The organism is Corynebacterium jeikeium (genome assembly GCA_003955985.1).
Lineage (GTDB): Bacteria > Actinomycetota > Actinomycetes > Mycobacteriales > Mycobacteriaceae > Corynebacterium > Corynebacterium jeikeium_D.
Map to the genome: position 1 here is coordinate 797,884 of CP033784.1, position 17,578 is coordinate 815,461.

A 17,578-nucleotide genomic window follows, 5' to 3' on the forward strand; every position below is an offset into this window, starting at 1 on the left:
TAAGTCGCTGATGGCAGATATGGGTGGGGCGCAAGGGCCGTCGTAAAGCCCCTGGAAAACCAAATCCGGGCAAGGCGCTAAGATGTGACGCGTGACTGAGAACAACGTGGACCTAAACAGAGCAGATAAGTTGCCCAAGTCGTGGAACCCGGCTGACGTGGAGTCGGACCTGTACCAGGGCTGGGTAGACGCTGGCTATTTCGAGGCTGATCCGTCTAGCTCCAAGCCGGCTTACTCTATTGTGCTGCCCCCGCCGAATGTGACGGGTCAGCTGCACATGGGCCACGCACTGGACCACACTTTGATGGATGCGCTGGTGCGCCGTAAGCGCATGCAGGGCTACGAGGTGCTGTGGCTGCCGGGTATGGACCACGCGGGTATCGCAACGCAGACCAAGGTCGAGGCGATGCTGAAGGAGTCCGAAGGTAAGGACCGCTTCGATTACGGCCGCGAGGAATTCGTGGAGAAGGTCTGGGAGTGGAAGCACGATTACGGCGGACGTATCGGCAACCAGATGCGCCAGATTGGTGACTCCCTGGATTGGTCACGTGAGCGCTTCACTCTGGACGAGGGCCTGTCCCGTGCGGTTCAGACGATTTTTAAGGAACTGTTTGACCGCGGCCTGATTTACCGCGCCAAGCGCATGGTCAACTGGTCGCCAGTGCTGCAGACTGCAATCTCGGATATTGAGGTCAAGTACGAGGACGCTGAAGGCGAGCTCGTGTCTTTCCGCTACGGCGATGGGGAGGACTCCATTGTTGTGGCGACGACTCGTGTGGAGACGATGCTGGGTGACGTGGCAATTGCCGTGCACCCGGAGGATGAGCGCTACACGCACCTGGTGGGCAAGGTTCTGGACCACCCGTTCCGCGAGGACCTGAAGATTCAGGTCATCGCCGATGACTACGTGGACCGCGAGTTCGGTACCGGCGCGGTGAAGATCACGCCGGCGCACGATCCGAATGACTTCGCTATGGGCCAGCGCCACGACCTGGATATGCCGGAGGTCATCGACACCACTGGCCGTATCTTCAACACTGGCACGCGTTTCGACGGCATGGATCGTGCAGAGGCCCGTACTGCGCTGACGGAGGCGCTGCGTGAGCAGGGACGCATTGTCAAGGAGATTCGCCCGTATGTTCACTCGGTTGGTCACTCGGAGCGCTCGGGTGAGCCGATTGAGCCGCTGCTGAGCTTGCAGTGGTTCGTTAAGGTCGATGAGCTGGCCAAGATGTCCGGCGATGCTGTTCGCGAGGGCGACACGGTTATTCACCCGGCTTCGCAGGAGCCGCGCTGGTTCGACTGGGTCGATGACATGCACGACTGGTGTATTTCCCGTCAGCTGTGGTGGGGCCACCGCATCCCGATCTGGTACGGCCCGAATGGCGAGGTCGTCTGTGTCGGCCCGGATGATGAGGTCCCGACGGGCGACGGCTGGACGCAGGATCCGGATGTGCTGGATACCTGGTTCTCCTCTGCGCTGTGGCCGTTTTCCACGATGGGTTGGCCGGACGCCACCCCAGAGCTGGAGAAGTTCTACCCGACATCCGTGCTGGTCACCGGCTACGACATTCTGTTCTTCTGGGTCGCGCGCATGATGATGTTCTCGACCTTTGCTGCCACCCTGCCTGATTCACCGCTGGGCAAGGGTCGCGACGGTCGTCCGCAGGTGCCGTTCAAGGATGTCTTCCTGCACGGTCTGGTCCGCGATGAGCAGGGTCGCAAGATGTCGAAGTCTCTCGGCAACGGCATTGACCCGCTGGACTGGGTGCGTGATTACGGTGCGGACGCACTTCGCTTCACGCTGGCTCGTGGCGCTAACCCGGGCTCTGACCTGCCGGTCGGTAACGACGCCGCACAGAGCTCCCGTAACTTCGCTACCAAGCTGTTCAACGCCACCCGCTTTGCACTGATGAACGGTGCCCACGTGGGCGAGCTGCCGGACCGTGACCAGCTCACCGACACCGACCGCTGGATCTTGGACCGCCTGGAACAGGTCCGCGCCGAAGTCGACTCTGCGCTGGATAAGTACGAGTTCTCCAAGGCCAACGAGGCCCTCTACCACTTCGCATGGGACGAGGTCTGTGACTGGTACCTGGAGATGACCAAGGTTGACTTCCCACGCCTGAATGACGGCGAGACCATGACCGAGGAGCAGGCCGCCCGAGCCGCCTCCACTCGTCTGGTTCTAGGCCGCGTGCTGGATACGCTACTGCGTCTGCTACACCCGTCCATGCCGTTCGTCACGGAGACGCTGTGGAAGGCGCTTACCGACGGCGCGGAGGGCTTCGAGGACTCTCTGGTTATTTCCGCCTGGCCGGATGCAACCATGACCACCGACGGCGCTGCTGTTGATGAGGTTGCCGCACGTCGTATTGCCGATGCCCAGAAGTTGGTCACCGAGCTGCGTCGTTTCCGCAATGACCAGGGTGTGAAGCCGTCGCAGCGCGTGCCGGCACGCATGAACCTGGCGGATGCTGATCTGACTGCTCAGGAAGAGATGATTCGTTCGCTGGCTCGTGCTGAGGCACCGGAGGACGGCTTCACCGCTACCGCTTCCATTGAGGTGCGCCTGTCTCAGGCCACGGTCCTGATCGAGCTGGATACCTCCGGCACCGTCGACGTGGCCGCTGAACGCAAGCGCCTGGAAAAAGACCTGGCCAAGGCCGAGAAGGAACTGGCCGGCACCGAAAAGAAGCTCGGCAACGAGGCCTTCTTGTCCAAGGCTCCGGAGCAGGTCGTGGAGAAGATCAAGACTCGCCACCAGTTCGCACTGGAGGAAATTGACCGCATTAAGGCTCGTTTGGAGGGACTTCCGCAGGCATGACCGAACCACGGGATATCGAACCTCGGGGTGCTGAATCACACGATGAGATTGCAGGGGAGATTCGTTTGAATCTTGGTGGCGGCGACGATTCGGTGACGCAGGAAGAGTCTGCGCTGCGAGAGGAGTCCACTGCAGCGCCTGAGTTCGAATTCGATCCGGCTGACTCCCAGATCGTCGAGGACCTCGAACCTCGCGAAATCGCCGGTGTGATGGCTGATGACCGCATGCCCGATGACATGCGCCTCGGTGAGGTCTCCGTGTCCGAGGAAGGCCTGAGCCTGCCGGTGGATGTGGATCGCCCAGTCAATGAGCCGGCTCCGCTGGAGGCCACCGCCGAGGAGCTGCGCGAGCTCGCAGAGGTGGAAGCCGAGCTGGATCAGCGCTGGCCGGAGACCAAGATTGACCCGTCGCTCGAGCGAATCGAGATGCTGATGGACATCCTTGGCCATCCTGAGCGTGCCACTCCGGTCATTCACGTTGCCGGCACGAATGGCAAGACTTCCACTGTGCGCATGATTGAGTCGCTGGTGCGCGCTCTCGGTCGTCGCACCGGCCGCACCACCAGTCCGCATCTGCAGCTGGTTACCGAGCGCATCGCCATCGATGGCCAGCCCATTCATCCACGCGATTACGTGCGCATCTGGCGCGAGATTCAGCCCTACGTGGAAATGGTTGACGCCAAGTCCGCCGAAAAGGGCGGCCCGCAGATGAGTAAGTTCGAGGTCCTCACGGCCATGGCCTACGCTGCCTTCACCGACGCTCCTGTCGATGTCGCCGTGGTGGAAGTCGGCATGGGTGGCACATGGGATGCGACCAACGTGGTGGAGGCCGACGTGGCAGTCATCTGCCCAATCGGTCTCGATCACACGGAGTACCTCGGCGATACCCTGGCTGAAATCGCTTCTGAGAAGGCCGGCATCATCAAGTCGCGGTGGAACAAGGACGACTTGCTCACGCCACCGGACAATGTCGCCATTGTCGGCGAGCAAGAGCCGGAAGCAATGGACGTCGTTTTGCGACGTGCCGTGGAAATGGACGCCTCCGTCGCCCGCGCTGGAGTTGAGTACGGCGTCGTCAGTCATCAGCTGGCGGTCGGCGGGCAGAACCTGACGCTCAAGGGCCTGGCCGGCGAGTATGACGACATCCATCTGCCGCTGCACGGTCCGCATCAGGCGCGTAACGCAGCCACAGCACTGGCTGCGGTGGAGGCGTTCTTCGGCGCAGGTCCGGGGCGTCCGCTCAACATTGATGCGGTTCGCGAAGGCTTTGCGACGGTCGCATCGCCCGGCCGCCTGGAGCGCGTGCGTTCGACCCCGACGGTGTTTATCGATGCCGCCCACAATCCGCACGGTGCCCGTGCGCTACGCACGGCCCTCTCCGCTGAGTTCGACTTCCGCCGTGTGATTGGTGTGCTGTCGGTGCTGGGGGAGAAGGATGCTCGTGGGCTGCTGGTGGAGCTGGAGCCTTACTTCGAAGAAGTGGTTATTACCCAGAACACATCGCCGCGTGCGCTGCACTACGACGACCTGGCTGACCTCGCGGAGGAGATTTTCGGCGAGGAGCGCGTGCATCGCGTACCGACTCTGCCGTCCGCCGTTGAGCTAGCTGTAGCGCTGGCTGAGGAAACCGACACCGGAGACGGTATTGTCTCTGGTTCCGGTGTGATCGTCACTGGATCTGTTGTCACTGCGGGCGAAGCCCGGACACTATTTGGAAAGGACCCGCAATGAGCGAATCTCAGGCGAGCCAGCCACAGGGCAATGGCGCGGAGGATTACACCGCTGCCGACCGCGAGGCCCTGCGCGCCTACCGCGAGGGGCGTGACCTGAGTGAGGGCGGCAAGTATGGCCCGCTCGGTGCGGGACACGATCCGGCTAAGGACCCGCTGAAGGGTCTGCGCGGTGTTATGTCCGGCACGCTGATTATGCAGGCTATCTCGGTGCTGCTTGGTCTGACTGTGGTCACGCGCATTCCCGACGGTCAGATTAACCAGACCTTCTCGGTTACGTACATCACCATCCTGGGCCTGGCTCTGATTGCGATGGCTTTCCTGCAGAAGCAGCCCTGGGCGCTGAAGGCCAACATTGTACTGCAGGTCTTTGGTGTGCTGGCTATTTTCACACACGTGTCGATGGGCGTGGTGGGTATCTTCTTCGCACTAGTGTGGGCCTACATTCTGCACCTGCGGAAGAACCTCATCCAGCGTATGGAGCGCGGTCTGTTGACCACCCAGCACTCGTAGATCTCCCGCGCTCGTAGTCGCGACTTTCACCCCGCTGCACCACCACTCCGGTGCAGCGGGGTTTGTCATAGTATGATGCTCACCATGACTGAACGTACTCTTATTCTGATCAAGCCGGACGGCGTTTCCCGCGGTCTGGTCGGCGAAGTTATCTCCCGCATTGAGCGTAAGGGCCTGAAGCTGGTCGCGCTTGACCTCCGTGTTGCTGACGAGGCAACTGCGAAGGAGCACTACGCAGAGCACGTCGATAAGCCGTTCTTTGGTGAGCTGGTTGATTTCATCACCTCTGCACCGCTGGTCGCTGGTGTTATCGAGGGCCCGAACGCAATCGCTGCTTGGCGTCAGCTTGCTGGCGGCACCAACCCGGTTGAGGCCGCAACTCCGGGCTCCATTCGCGGTGACTTCGCACTTGAGGTTGCTAACAACGTTGTTCACGGTTCCGATTCTCCGGAGTCCGCTGAGCGCGAGATTGGTATTTGGTTCCCGAACCTCTAAACGTTGACGGTTCAGCATTGACCCGTGAGCGTTGAACTGGCGCCGAACTGAGCAAGCAATTGTTTGCCGGTTCGGCGCTTTTTGCTTGTCGACGACCGTGGGGCGGCCCTTCAGCGGGCTGCACGTGTGAATGCGGGCACGGGCTGCAAATGTGAAACTGTAGGAGTTTATGACACTTTCCGGCAATTTTTCAGGCCATTTCTGTCATAAACGCAGTCAGTAACTCGGATTGGCCCGCCGCCACCAATGTCGGTGCGCGCCACCTGCTCGATATGTGCGACAATGGACAGCAGCAGTAGTGCCCGGGAGTTCGCTCCGGCGGATGAAATATGCCGCATGTGATCGCTGAATCCCCGAGTCAGCCGGTAGGCCTGCCAATAAGACTTTCATAATTGTTCATCGTTTTCGGCCCTCTATCTGCGCATTTGGCGCAAATGAAGTGGCTGTCGCAACATCGTTGCTCCGCCTGGTTTCCAAGGCCACAACGGATGTAGGCGCACATGGAATGACAAAGAGTGTGCTTCCTGTTGTCGGGTTTTGCGTGGTGGGGTGTCAAGGAGAAACAAATACAGTGGCAAATTTCAGCCAGGATGTTGTCGCTAAGGCACGCGAATTTGATCGTGAGTCAGCGGCTCTGAAAACCCGAGTCCACCACCTGGCCAAGAGCTTGGGGTTGACCTCGAAGGAAACCATCGAAGCACTGGGGCACGCGGGGATCGTCGTAAAGTCCGCTGCGTCCACCATTAATCAAAATCAGCTCGACGCAGTGCTGAATTTCATCGGTGATCATCCAGAGGATGCCTCGCTTGACGACGGATCCGCTGCGACCAAGCCAACCGGCGAAAAGCCAGCCGCGAAGGAAAAACAGTCGGCAGGTAAGCCGAACGCGGCAGATGAGAAGTCGGACGAGCAAACTGCAGCTAAGTCCGAGAAGAAGCCAGCTGCGAAGAAGAGCGGCAAGAAGTCGGCTGCGAAGAAGGCCACAAAGAAGGCTGCGCCGAAGGCAGCCAAGAGCGAAGCGGAGTCGGACGCAGCGCCTGCCGAGGAAGTGACCGAGAAGAAGGACACCAAGAAGGCCTCGGCTAGAAAATCCTCGGCAAAGCAGAGCGCAGAGAAGCAGAGCGCAGAGAAGCAGAGCACGACTAAGAAGCGAGCAACGCGTAAGCGGGCTGTGAAGAAGACCGCTGGCGCTCCGGAAGAAACCGCTGCGAAGGACGAGCAGAAGGACTCGAACTCGGTCGTCGAGGAAGCTGTTGAGGCTGTCGTTCAGTCGTCGTCGAAGAAGGCTGCAGACAAGAATGCTTCCGATAAGAAGGCTGCCGACACCGTAGCCGAGACCGCTGAGAAAACCTCCGCTGAGGAAGCTTCCGCCGAAGCACCTGCTGCAAAGAGCGCTGCAGTGACCACACGTCGTGGCCGCCGAGTTCGCCGTGCGGTCCGCACGACCAGCGCTCCAGTGGCAGAGGAAGCTCAGGAAGCGCAAGAGCCGCAGAAAACGCAAGAGCCGCAGGATACGCAGGCAACTCAGAGCGAAGCCCTGCAAGACATCGAGCCGCCGGTAGTCCCGGAGCCGCCGGTTGCGGAAGAGCAGACCGCGTTTGCGCCTATCTTCCTGGCGCCGCAGGCTGTCCCGGCTACGGCCAAGAATTCGGCCACCGAGGATGCAGCTTCAGCTGACAACGGGGCCTCCAACCAGGGCACCGATGACAACGCGGGGGAGGGGCAGGACGGCTCGTCGTCAAGCGAAACGGAGCGTCAGCCGCGCCCGCGTCGTCGCCGTCGTGGACGTGGGCGTCGTAATGATGACGCGCAACAGGCGGAGAAGACCACCGAAAACACAGAGCGCGAGGAAGAGGAAACCCGCGAAGAGGTCGAGGAACCGCAGGCGATTAAGGGATCGACTCGCCTGGAGGCGCAGCGACGTCGCCGTATCGAGCGTCGTGAGGAATCGCGCAAGCGCCATGTAATCTCGGAGGCGGAATTCCTGGCTCGTCGTGAGTCGGTGGAGCGCACGATGGTGGTGCGTGAGCGCAAGCGCCATGACCACGCGGGCATTGTCACTGAGGTGGGTGTGCTGGAAGATGACCTGCTGGTCGAGCACTTCGTTACCTCTGACACGCAGACCACGCAGATCGGCAATATCTACCTCGGTCGCGTGCAGAACGTCCTGCCCAGCATGGAAGCGGCGTTCATCGATATCGGAACCGACCGCAACGGTGTCATTTACGTAGGTGACCTGAACTGGAAGCTGCTGGGCACGAAGTCGCGTTCGCGCAAGATTGAACATGCGCTGAAGGCCGGCGACCAGATTTTGGTCCAGGTGTCCAAGGACCCGATTGGTCACAAGGGTGCGCGTCTGACCACCCACATTTCGATGGCTGGTCGATTCCTGGTGTACGTGCCGGGCGGCCGGAGCGCGGGTATTTCCCGCAAGCTGCCGGAGCCGGAGCGCAAGCGCCTGAAGTCGATTCTGAGCGAGGTTACGCCGGAGGGCTCGGGCACGATTATCCGTACCGCAGCCGAGGGTGTGTCCAAGGAGGCCATCGAGGCCGACATCAAGCGCTTGGAGTCGCAGTGGCAGGAGATCTGGGAAGCCTCCGAGGCAGCGAAGGCGAAGCGTGGAGCAAAGCCGATTGCGCTGTACGAAGAGCCAGACATGCTGGTCAAGGTCGTCCGCGACGTCTTCAACGAGGACTTCTCGCGTCTCGTGGTGGAGGGCGATCGCCCGTGGAACACAGTGACGGACTACATCGGCGACCTGGCACCAGAGCTGGAGCCGCGACTGCAGCGCTACTTCGCCAAGGAGCACGGCGGCGCTGATGTCTTCGAGCACTTCCGCATCGATGAGCAGCTGGCCAAGGCACTCGACCGCAAGGTCTGGCTGCCTTCGGGCGGCACGCTGGTCATCGACCGCACCGAGGCCATGACGGTCATCGACGTCAACACCGGTAAGTTCACCGGCGCTGGCGGAAACCTGGAAGAGACGGTCACTCGCAACAACCTGGAGGCCGCTGAGGAAATCGTCCGCCAGATGCGTCTGCGCGATCTGGGCGGCATGATTGTCGTCGATTTTATCGACATGATGCTGCCGGAAAACCAGGACTTGGTGCTGCGCCGTCTGAAGGAGGCCCTGGGCCGCGACCGCTCGCGTCACGAGGTCTCCGAGGTCACCTCGCTCGGCCTCGTCCAGATGACTCGCAAGCGTCTGGGCACAGGCCTGCTGGAGACCTTCTCCACGCCGTGTAGCTGCTGCAATGGCCGCGGTCTGATTATCCACATCGATCCGGTTGAGCAGGACAATCAGGGCCGTGGCCACAAGAATGGCCGTCGCAACGACGAGCAGGACAAGTCCAAGCGCCGCAACAAGTCGCGCTCGGAGCACAATCCGGCCAACCACCCGGCCGCGCTGGCCATGCACCGCGATCAGAGCGACCAGGCAGGCTCTTCCAAGGCAACGCGTGACGACGACACGGAGACCAACCAGCGCGATAAGGACGCAGCCGACAAGCGTGTCGCAGCTGCTGTCGAAGCTGTCATCGTCTCTTCTGAGAACGATGAGCCGAAGCCGCCGCGTCGTCGCCGGGTTCGTAAGAGCCAGGGCCGAAACGATGAGCAGCGACAGAACGGCCGTGGCCGTCAGGAGCGCCGCGAGCGTACTGAGCAATCGGAGAACTCCAATGACCTGGCTGCTCTGGCTGCCGCAGCTGTTGCGGAAGCCCGTGAGAAGGACCCAGAGGAGCCGTCGGATGACCGTTACATGCCGCAGGAGGGGCAGCGCCGCCGCCGTCGGGCTACGCGTCGCCGTGTAGCGGAGCATGTTGCCGTTGATTCGGCTGCACGCGACGCTGATGACCGCGACGAAGAATATGGTGATCGTCGCAAGCGTTCGGAGCGCCCGACCCGTGCTGAGCGTGCCGAGCGCACCGATAACGGTGGAGGCCGTGGCGACGCTGAACGCTCCAGCAGCGCTAGCGCTCGACATCGCCGTCGTCGCGCTGTGCGTCGTACTGCTGTGGATGAAACCACTGCGCCTCAGGCTGGGTCTCAGGCAGCTTCCACCACAGATGTGAGGGAGCCAGCCAGGAATGGCAAGGGCGGCAACGCTAACAAGACCGGTAAGGCTGTGGCCGAGGAGTCCCAGACCTATGAGGAGGCGAAGGAGGCGTTCGAGCGTTCTCCACGCCGTCGTCGTCCGACGCGCGGTAACTCTCGCTCGGATCGCGCACCGCGCCGCGAGGACTTCGAGTCCACTAAGCCAAAGGCGGACGCTGAAGGCAGCAAGGGCGGAGATCGTGCGAAAGACAACCGCGATGACAGCAACCGCAGCACCAACCGCAGCGCCAACCGCAGTGGCGGTGGACGCCGCTCGGGCAAGTCACGGGTTGAGGTCGTAGCGGTCCAGGGCACGGGAGCTCGCCGTAATCGCCGTCGGGCGGTGCGCAGGGTCTCGTCGCAAAGCGATGCCGGAGCGACTGCGCCGAAGCAGCGACAGGGCGCTTCAAACCGCGCTACTAAGCCAGAGCAGAAGCAGGCTAATCGCGGTGCTGCGGCGCCGGAGACGAAACCGGCCAATCGTCGTCGCCGCGTGCGTCGTGCGGTGCGCCGAAGTGGCCAGAACTAGGTATTGGAAACCTGGAGTAAGACCAGATAGAAGGCTGTTTTCCGTTCCCTAAAGCAGGGGGTGGAAAGTGGCTTCGGAAACTGCCCGGGAAGACCGTGAAAACCAATGGGGGACAGGGTCTTACTCGGGCAGTTTGTAATTTAGGGGGATTTTTCGCTACTCTTGACCAGTCGCTGATTAGTAGGCGTATCTGGTCATGCCCACTGGTGCTTGAGGCGCTGGTGGTAAGGAAACGGCCAGAGCGGGGAAATCTACTCGGATTTGGCTTTCGGGTATGTCCCTGAAGTGTTCTGCACACGCAACTAATCGCAATTCCATTGTCCAGTCAAGGAATTACAAAGATTCCTTGAGTCGAGTTTCTCAGATAAAGGGGTAGCCCTCCTATGTACGCGATCGTCAAGACCGGCGGCAAGCAGTACAAGGTTGCCGAAGGTGACCTCGTCAAGGTCGAGAAGATCGAGGGTGAGCCGGGTTCGTCCGTGGCTCTCACCCCGGTTCTGCTCGTCGATGGCGCAGATGTCATTGCGGATGCCGACAAGCTTGCCAACGTTACCGTTAACGCAGAGATCGTCGAGGCCGCTAAGGGCCCGAAGATCCGCGGCATGCACTACAAGAACAAGACTGGCTACAAGCGCCGCTACGGCCACCGTCAGCCGCTCACTGTTCTGAAGATTACCGGCGTCTCCAAGTAAACCGCCGAAATTCCAATTAGCTTTTCCCTAGGAGAAAATCATGGCTACTAAGAAGGGTGCATCCAGCACCAGCAACGGCCGCGACTCCGAAGCTAAGCGCCTCGGCGTGAAGCGCTTCGGCGGCCAGCAGGTTAAGGCAGGCGAGATTCTCGTTCGTCAGCGCGGTACCTCGTTCCACCCGGGTGAGAACGTTGGCCGTGGCGGCGACGACACTCTCTTCGCTCTGAAGGCAGGCGCAGTCGAGTTCGGTACCCGCCGTAACCGCCGCATTGTCAGCATCGTTGAGAATAACTCCTAAGAACAACCCTCGGTTGTCCACATAGGATTACTGCAACGTTGAATTTGAGGCAGGTTTAACTGCCTTGCAGAAGAGCCGATTCCTTTCCCACTGCGAAAGGTAATCGGCTCTTTTGTTGTTTATTACTGTTTCGCGCTTTTAGGTTGCGAGGCAGCGTTTTGTTACCGCCTAGACTTCTGCCCGTCGGCTCGCTTAAATTAGGGCATTACTCCAGGCACTAGAAGATGGCTCTCCGCTCGGAAGTGTGTGTGATTTTATGTCTCGTTTTGTAGATCGTGTCGTACTGCATTTGCAGGCCGGCGACGGTGGTCACGGCTGTAACTCGGTGCTGCGTGAAAAGTTCAAGCCACTCGGCGGGCCCGATGGCGGCAACGGTGGCCACGGTGGCGACATTGTGCTGGTCGTCGACCCGCAGATTCACACTCTGATGGACTTCCACTTCCATCCCCACATCAAGGCTGCCAACGGTAAGCCCGGCGCGGGTGATCACCGCAATGGTGCTCGCGGCGAGGACCTGGTTCTCGGAGTGCCGGAGGGCACGGTTGTGATGACCGAGGATGGGGAAGTGCTGGCGGACATGACCGGTAAGGGGGACCGCTTCATCGCCGCTGAAGGCGGTTACGGTGGCCTGGGCAACGCAGCGCTGGCGAACAAGAACCGCCGTGCGCCGGGCTTCGCTCTCCTCGGTGAGCCTGGCGAGGCCAAGGATCTTGTCTTGGAGCTCAAATCCATGGCAGACGTTGGACTGGTGGGCTTCCCGTCAGCCGGAAAGTCCTCGCTGGTCAGCACCTTGAGCGCTGCTAAGCCGAAGATTGGTGACTACCCATTTACCACGCTGCAGCCGAACCTGGGTGTGGTCAACGTTGGCTACGAGTCCTTCACCATCGCAGATGTGCCGGGCCTTATCCCGGGGGCGTCTGAAGGCCGTGGTCTTGGGTTGGATTTCCTGCGTCACATTGAGCGCTGTGCTGTGCTGGTGCATGTGGTGGACGCTGCTGCGCTGGAGGGCGACCGCGATCCGGTCTCTGACATCAAGGCGTTGGAGGCGGAACTCGCCAACTACCAGTCGGTGCTGAAGGCCGACGTGGGGCTTGGGGACCTCGCAGAGCGTCCGCGCGTCATCGTGCTGAACAAGATTGACCTGCCCGATGCTCGCGAGATGATTGACATGCAGCGCGAGGAGTTGGAGAAGTTCCGCTGGCCGATTTATGAGATCTCTACGGTGACGCACGAGGGACTCAAGGAGCTGACCTACGGCCTGAAGGATCAGATTGCCGCCTACCGCAAGGCGCATCCGTTGCCAACAGAGCAGGAGCCCCGTGCGGTCATCCGTCCGGAAGGTGTGCGTGGCAAGAAGCGCGAAGGCGCGGACTTCACCATCGAGCGCGATCCGAATACCCCAGATGGGTTCATTGTGCGTGGCCGTAAGCCGGAACGCTGGATTAACCAGACGGACTTCGAAAACGACGAGGCAGTCGGCTACTTGGCTGACCGCCTGGCCAAGCTTGGTGTAGAAGATGCCCTGGCAAAGGCTGGGGCAACGGTTGGCTGCCCGGTGACGATTTCCTATCTCACCTTCGAGTGGTACCCGCAGCAGGTCGCGGGCACCGATGACTTCGTGCCGAGTGGCCGTGGTACCGACGATCGTCTCTACGTCAACGAGCGCACTAGCGCTGAGCAGCGTAAGCGTGCATCGCAGGCCCGCCGTGGTCTGATTGACGAGTACGATTTCGGAGATGGCGAAGAGGCTATTCGCGACCGGTACTCATAGTCGCGGGCGCCAGCGTCGTCGGCAAGCGAAGACTTCAAACTTGCATTTTGCCATTAATTGTTTAAACAATTATATAGTCAGAATTACATTAGACCGTCATGTTTTCCATTAGTGAAATGAGTGAGTCAGTTATCCCTTCCGACACCGTTGCCAACGATGTTGACGTCACTGGAGCAGATGCATTAGATGCCCCGGTAGCTACCCCGAAGTCTGAATCGGACGCGCCGATTTCCCGTGAGGAGGTCGACGAGCTGCTTCACAACAATCCTGAGTCCACCGTCGCTGAGATTGAAAAGGCGACTGAGAATTTATCTCCGGGAACCAAAGGCGGTTTCGATTCCGAGACTCGTGAGGCAATTCGGACCGCGAAGCGTGTCGTGGTGAAGATTGGTTCTTCCTCGTTGACCGGATCTGACGGTCGTACCGATCCCGAACGCATCGACTTCATTGCCGATGCCCTGGAAAAGCGGATGGGCTTTAGCGATGTCATTGTCGTGTCCTCCGGCGCGGTGGCATCCGGAATGGGGCCGCTGGGGCTGACTTCGCGTCCCACTGATTTGGCGACCAAGCAGGCGGCTGCAGCGGTGGGGCAGGTGCGCCTGGCACAGGAGTGGGGACGCTCCTTCCTGCGCTATGGCCGCACTTCTGCGCAGGTGCTTTTGACCTCGGACGATGCAGGTGTGCGTTCGCGTGCCCGCAACGCTCAGCGCACTATCGACCGCCTGCGCCAGCTGGGTGCAGTGCCAATTGTCAACGAAAATGACACGGTCGCGACCTCGGAGTTCCGCTTCGGCGACAACGACCGCCTGGCCGCCCTGGTCAGTCACCTGGCGTACTGCGATGCACTGATTCTGCTTTCCGACGTCGACGGCCTCTACGACCGCAACCCGGCCGATCCAGGTGCAACCTTTGTGCCAGAGGTGCGCAGCGGTAACGACTTGCGTGGTGTTATCGCCGGTGACGGTGGGGCATTGGGCACCGGTGGAATGGCCTCGAAGGTGTCTGCCGCACGCCTGGCTTCGCGTGCTGGGGTGCCGGTGCTGCTGACTTCGGCGTCCAACATTGAGCGAGCACTGGACCAGGCAGATGTGGGAACCGCTTTCGCCGCGAAGGACAACCGCTTGAGCGCCTGGAAGTTCTGGATGCTCTACGCAGCGGATAGCTCGGGCCTGCTTCGCCTGGATGCCGGCGCGGTCGACGCTGTGACCCGCATGCGCAAGTCGCTGCTCCCGGTCGGTATCACCTCGGTTGACGGTGAGTTCTCCGCTGGTGACATCGTCGACCTGATTGGCCCGAGCGGTGAGGTCATCGGACGCGGCGAGGTCAACTATGACTCTGAAGAATTGCTGGGCATGATCGGCTACCACACCGAGGAATTGCCGAATGACATGCAGAAGCCTGTCGTCCATGCCGACTACCTGTCGGATTTCGCCTCCCGCGCTTAGGAGAGCGTTGCGCTGAGAGCTGCAGCGCTTAAAGACGCGCACCTGGGCGCGCCCGGACAGAGGTGCCTCGGCAAAGACCGGCTGAGTGGGGACTAGCTGAGTGCGGACTGGCTGGGGGGAGGAGCGCCTGAGCGCGGACTGCCTGGATGAGGAACTTTCGGGCATAATCCTAAGTGTGTTATCGAAAATTATTGGCGTCATCGGCGAGTTGCTCTTGACAGCTGGAGTGCTGGTGGCGCTCTTCGCCTTTTATCTGCTGTACTGGTCTGGTCTTGAAACTGGGAAAGCTCAGCAGCAGGCTCGTGATGAGCTGCAGCAGGCATGGTCCGCACCGGCATCGGCCGCAGCTCAGGCGCCAGAAGGCACGGAGCCAGCTGTTGAGGGCTCCTGGGTGCCTGGCTCTGCGGTGGCGATGATTTCCGCTCCTAAGGCCGGTTTTAGCGATTTGGTCGTATTCGAAGGTGTCTCTCAGGAAGTTTTGCGCGGTGGCCCCGGCCATTATCCGAGCACAGCCCTTCCGGGGCAGGTGGGCAACAGCTCTTATGCCGCCCATCGTGACGGCCACGGAGCTCCCTTTGACAACATTGACCGCCTGCAGACGTGCGATGACATCACCGTAGAGACGCGTGATGCTATTTACCGCTACAAGGTATTGCCGGTCGACGGTATGGCTGGCGCAGGGGAAAGCTTCGACTGCGTGCCAGAAGGAACTAACGTCCCCGAGATTCCCGGCCAGCACATTGTCACTCCAGACCGCGCCGATGTCCTCAATCCGGTCGGTGACGCGACTCTACTTACGCTGACTACCTGCCATCCGCAGTGGGACAACACTCATCGGCTCATTATTCACGCGGTTCTCGCCGGTGTTGAGACCAAGGAGGTCAACTAGATGTACGCAGCTTTTTGGCGATCCCTGCCGGGTCCGTGGTGGGTGAAAGCGATCATCACCATCGTGATTGCCGTCATCGTGTTCCTGCTGTTGATGAATTACATCTTTCCTTGGGTTGCTGAGCTAATTCCTTCAAATGATGTCTCACTCTAGTTATGCTGGTAGGCATGACTGCTCAAACGAACGAAACTGCTAACACCATTCAACAGGGCATTGCCGAGGATTCGGCTCTTAGCCCGGAGCGTGCTGCTGAGCGCGCCGAGGTTTTAGATAAGGCACAGCGTGCCAAGGCTGTCGCGGGAGAGCTGGCTCGCTTTACGTCGGCACGCAAGAACGAGCTCCTGCTGGCCGCAGCAGATGCGCTGGTCGCCCGTACTGAAGAGATTCTGGTAGCCAACGCCAAGGACATCGAGGCCGGTAAGGCCCGTGGTTTTAGTGACTCCCTGCTGGATCGCCTGCGTCTTGACGCCAATCGTGTTGAGGGTATTGCCGGTGGGCTGCGCCAGGTTGCGGCCCTGCCGGATCCGGTAGGCGAGGTGCTGCGGGGAAGCACTCTTCCTAACGGCATTAAGCTTTCCCAGGTCAGCGTTCCGCTGGGCGTGATGGGCATGGTCTATGAGGCTCGCCCGAACGTTACTGTCGATGCCTTTGGTCTGGCGCTGAAGTCGGGCAACGTGGCCTTGCTGCGTGGCTCCAAGTCCGCCGTCCACTCCAACACGCAGCTGGTCGCGGTTTTGCGTGAGGTGCTGGCCAACCACGATGCACCGGAGGACCTTGTTCAGCTGCTGCCGTGTGAGACCCACGATTCCGTGCAGGATCTCATCACTGCCCGCGGCCTGGTTGACGTAGTGATTCCGCGCGGCGGTGCCGGTCTGATTGAGGCCGTCGTGACGAAGGCAACGGTGCCGACCATTGAGACCGGTACCGGTAACTGCCATATCTACATCGATGCTTCCGCCGATATCGACGAGGCGATTGCGCTGATGATTAACGGCAAGACCCGCCGTCCGAGCGTCTGTAACGCCACTGAAACGGTTCTCATTGACTCGGCGCTGTCCGCGCAGGATCAGGTCCGCATTTTGGACGCGCTTGCCGACGCGGGCATTGCGGTCCACGGCGATGTCGATAATCTGGCGGCCTCTGGGTGGACCGGTGAGGTCATTCCTGCGACGGAAGAAGACTGGTCGGATGAGTACCTTTCGCTAGACATTGCCGCACGCATTGTCGACGGTGTGGTGGCCGCGACGGATCACATCACTGAGTACTCCTCGGGTCACACGGAAGCTATCTCTGCACGTGACTGGGGCGTGTGCCAGGAGTTCGTCGACCGTGTTGATGCTGCCGCTGTCAGCGTCAATACCTCCACTGCGTTCACCGATGGTGAGCAGTACGGTTTCGGCGCAGAGATTGGTATTTCCACCCAGAAGCTGCACGCCCGTGGGCCCATGGGGCTGCCGGAGTTGACCAGCAGCAAGTGGGTTCTGGCTGGTCGTGGACAGACTCGTCCGTAGTGCCCGGGTAAAGTGCCAGTCATGATTAAGCGCAAGAAAAGTGTGCGGTCGCGAGTACACGCCGCGTTGACAGCGAAGTCGGCGGAAGCGCCCCGGCAGCGCATTGGCGTAATGGGTGGCACTTTTGACCCCATTCACAATGGTCACCTGGTTGCCGCGAGCGAAGTGGCAGACCGTTTTGACCTCGACTTTGTGCTTTTCGTGCCCACGGGTGAACCGTGGCAAAAACGCGGCCGGAAGGTCTCTCACAGCGAAGACCGCTACCTGATGACGGTCATTGCCACTGCGTCGAACCCGCAGTTTTCGGTCTCGCGGGTTGATATTGATCGGCCGGGTGCGACCTATACCGTCGATACGCTGCGGGATTTGAAGGTCATCTATCCCAACGCGGATCTGTTCTTCATTACCGGTGCCGATGCGCTGCAGAAGATTATGACGTGGCGGGACTGGGAGGAGATGTTCGACGCAGCAACGTTCGTCGGTGTCACTCGTCCAGGGGTTCACCTGCGGGCAGAGGACCTGGAAGGAATCGACGCTTCACGGTTGCACCTCATCGAGATTCCCGCCATGGCTATTTCTTCTACCGATTGTCGAAAGCGTGCGGAGGCAGGACGCCCTGTTTGGTACTTGGTGCCGGATGGCGTGGTGCAGTACATCGCTAAGCGGGGTCTGTACCAGTCTGCTGAGGGCACGGTTGGTTCTGTGGGCCCCGCATCGGTGAACTCGACCTCCGAGGATGCGGCATCGGTGGATGCGAAGTCCGATACCGCGGACTGAAAGTTAGCAA

Annotated in this window: 12 protein-coding genes; all 12 read left to right on the forward strand. The window is 60.5% G+C overall.

Annotated elements, in window-relative coordinates:
* Positions 1-91 precede the first annotated feature (91 nt).
* The 12 genes from EGX79_03550 (at position 92) to EGX79_03605 (ending at position 17,568) form a co-directional block, all read left to right on the forward strand.
* On the forward strand, positions 92-2,827 hold the full coding sequence (locus EGX79_03550; protein ID AYX81335.1) for a valine--tRNA ligase: 2,736 nt from the start codon (positions 92-94) through the stop codon (positions 2,825-2,827).
* Positions 2,824-4,557 (forward strand): bifunctional folylpolyglutamate synthase/dihydrofolate synthase, encoded by a 1,734-nt coding sequence (locus tag EGX79_03555; GenBank protein ID AYX81336.1) that lies wholly within the window; start codon positions 2,824-2,826, stop codon positions 4,555-4,557. The genes EGX79_03550 and EGX79_03555 overlap by 4 nt, the downstream gene beginning before the upstream one ends.
* The gene (locus tag EGX79_03560; protein ID AYX81337.1) at positions 4,554-5,069 is read left to right on the forward strand and encodes a DUF4233 domain-containing protein; all 516 of its coding nucleotides are present in this window, start codon (positions 4,554-4,556) and stop codon (positions 5,067-5,069) included. The genes EGX79_03555 and EGX79_03560 overlap by 4 nt, the downstream gene beginning before the upstream one ends.
* An 84-nt stretch (positions 5,070-5,153) precedes the next feature.
* Positions 5,154-5,564, forward strand: coding sequence for a nucleoside-diphosphate kinase (locus tag EGX79_03565; GenBank protein AYX82707.1), 411 nt, complete (start codon positions 5,154-5,156; stop codon positions 5,562-5,564).
* A gap of 571 nt (positions 5,565-6,135) precedes the next feature.
* Complete coding sequence (locus tag EGX79_03570; GenBank protein AYX81338.1) at positions 6,136-10,185, forward strand: Rne/Rng family ribonuclease; 4,050 nt, start codon at positions 6,136-6,138, stop codon at positions 10,183-10,185.
* Positions 10,186-10,568: 383 nt separating this feature from the next.
* On the forward strand, positions 10,569-10,877 hold the full coding sequence (gene rplU, locus EGX79_03575) for a 50S ribosomal protein L21 (protein ID AYX81339.1): 309 nt from the start codon (positions 10,569-10,571) through the stop codon (positions 10,875-10,877).
* Between the two features lie 40 nt (positions 10,878-10,917).
* Positions 10,918-11,175 (forward strand): 50S ribosomal protein L27, encoded by a 258-nt coding sequence (locus EGX79_03580; GenBank protein ID AYX81340.1) that lies wholly within the window; start codon positions 10,918-10,920, stop codon positions 11,173-11,175.
* A 256-nt stretch (positions 11,176-11,431) separates the two neighbouring features.
* Entirely contained in the window at positions 11,432-12,946 is a 1,515-nt protein-coding gene (gene obgE, locus EGX79_03585) for a GTPase ObgE (protein ID AYX81341.1), read from the forward strand.
* A gap of 98 nt (positions 12,947-13,044) precedes the next feature.
* Entirely contained in the window at positions 13,045-14,391 is a 1,347-nt protein-coding gene (locus EGX79_03590) for a glutamate 5-kinase (GenBank protein AYX81342.1), read from the forward strand.
* A 175-nt stretch (positions 14,392-14,566) separates the two neighbouring features.
* Positions 14,567-15,280, forward strand: coding sequence for a class E sortase (locus EGX79_03595; protein AYX81343.1), 714 nt, complete (start codon positions 14,567-14,569; stop codon positions 15,278-15,280).
* Between the two features lie 155 nt (positions 15,281-15,435).
* Positions 15,436-16,791, forward strand: a complete 1,356-nt coding sequence (locus EGX79_03600; protein ID AYX81344.1) for a glutamate-5-semialdehyde dehydrogenase — start codon at positions 15,436-15,438, stop codon at positions 16,789-16,791.
* 21 nt (positions 16,792-16,812) lie between these two features.
* Positions 16,813-17,568 carry a nicotinate-nucleotide adenylyltransferase gene (locus tag EGX79_03605; GenBank protein AYX81345.1) on the forward strand — a complete coding sequence of 252 codons (756 nt, stop codon included), beginning with the start codon at positions 16,813-16,815 and terminating at the stop codon, positions 17,566-17,568.
* The last annotated feature ends 10 nt before the right edge of the window (positions 17,569-17,578 follow it).

Excerpts from the sequence above, each read along its gene's own strand:
- EGX79_03565 (AYX82707.1), top strand. The coding sequence starts at position 5,154 with ATGACTGAACGTACTCTTATTCTGATCAAGCCGGACGGCGTTTCCCGC.
- EGX79_03560 (AYX81337.1), top strand. The coding sequence starts at position 4,554 with ATGAGCGAATCTCAGGCGAGCCAGCCACAGGGCAATGGCGCGGAGGAT.
- obgE (AYX81341.1), top strand. The coding sequence starts at position 11,432 with ATGTCTCGTTTTGTAGATCGTGTCGTACTGCATTTGCAGGCCGGCGAC.
- EGX79_03580 (AYX81340.1), top strand. The coding sequence starts at position 10,918 with ATGGCTACTAAGAAGGGTGCATCCAGCACCAGCAACGGCCGCGACTCC.
- EGX79_03590 (AYX81342.1), top strand. The coding sequence starts at position 13,045 with ATGTTTTCCATTAGTGAAATGAGTGAGTCAGTTATCCCTTCCGACACC.
- EGX79_03555 (AYX81336.1), top strand. The coding sequence starts at position 2,824 with ATGACCGAACCACGGGATATCGAACCTCGGGGTGCTGAATCACACGAT.
- EGX79_03600 (AYX81344.1), top strand. The coding sequence starts at position 15,436 with ATGCTGGTAGGCATGACTGCTCAAACGAACGAAACTGCTAACACCATT.
- rplU (AYX81339.1), top strand. The coding sequence starts at position 10,569 with ATGTACGCGATCGTCAAGACCGGCGGCAAGCAGTACAAGGTTGCCGAA.
- EGX79_03605 (AYX81345.1), top strand. The coding sequence starts at position 16,813 with ATGATTAAGCGCAAGAAAAGTGTGCGGTCGCGAGTACACGCCGCGTTG.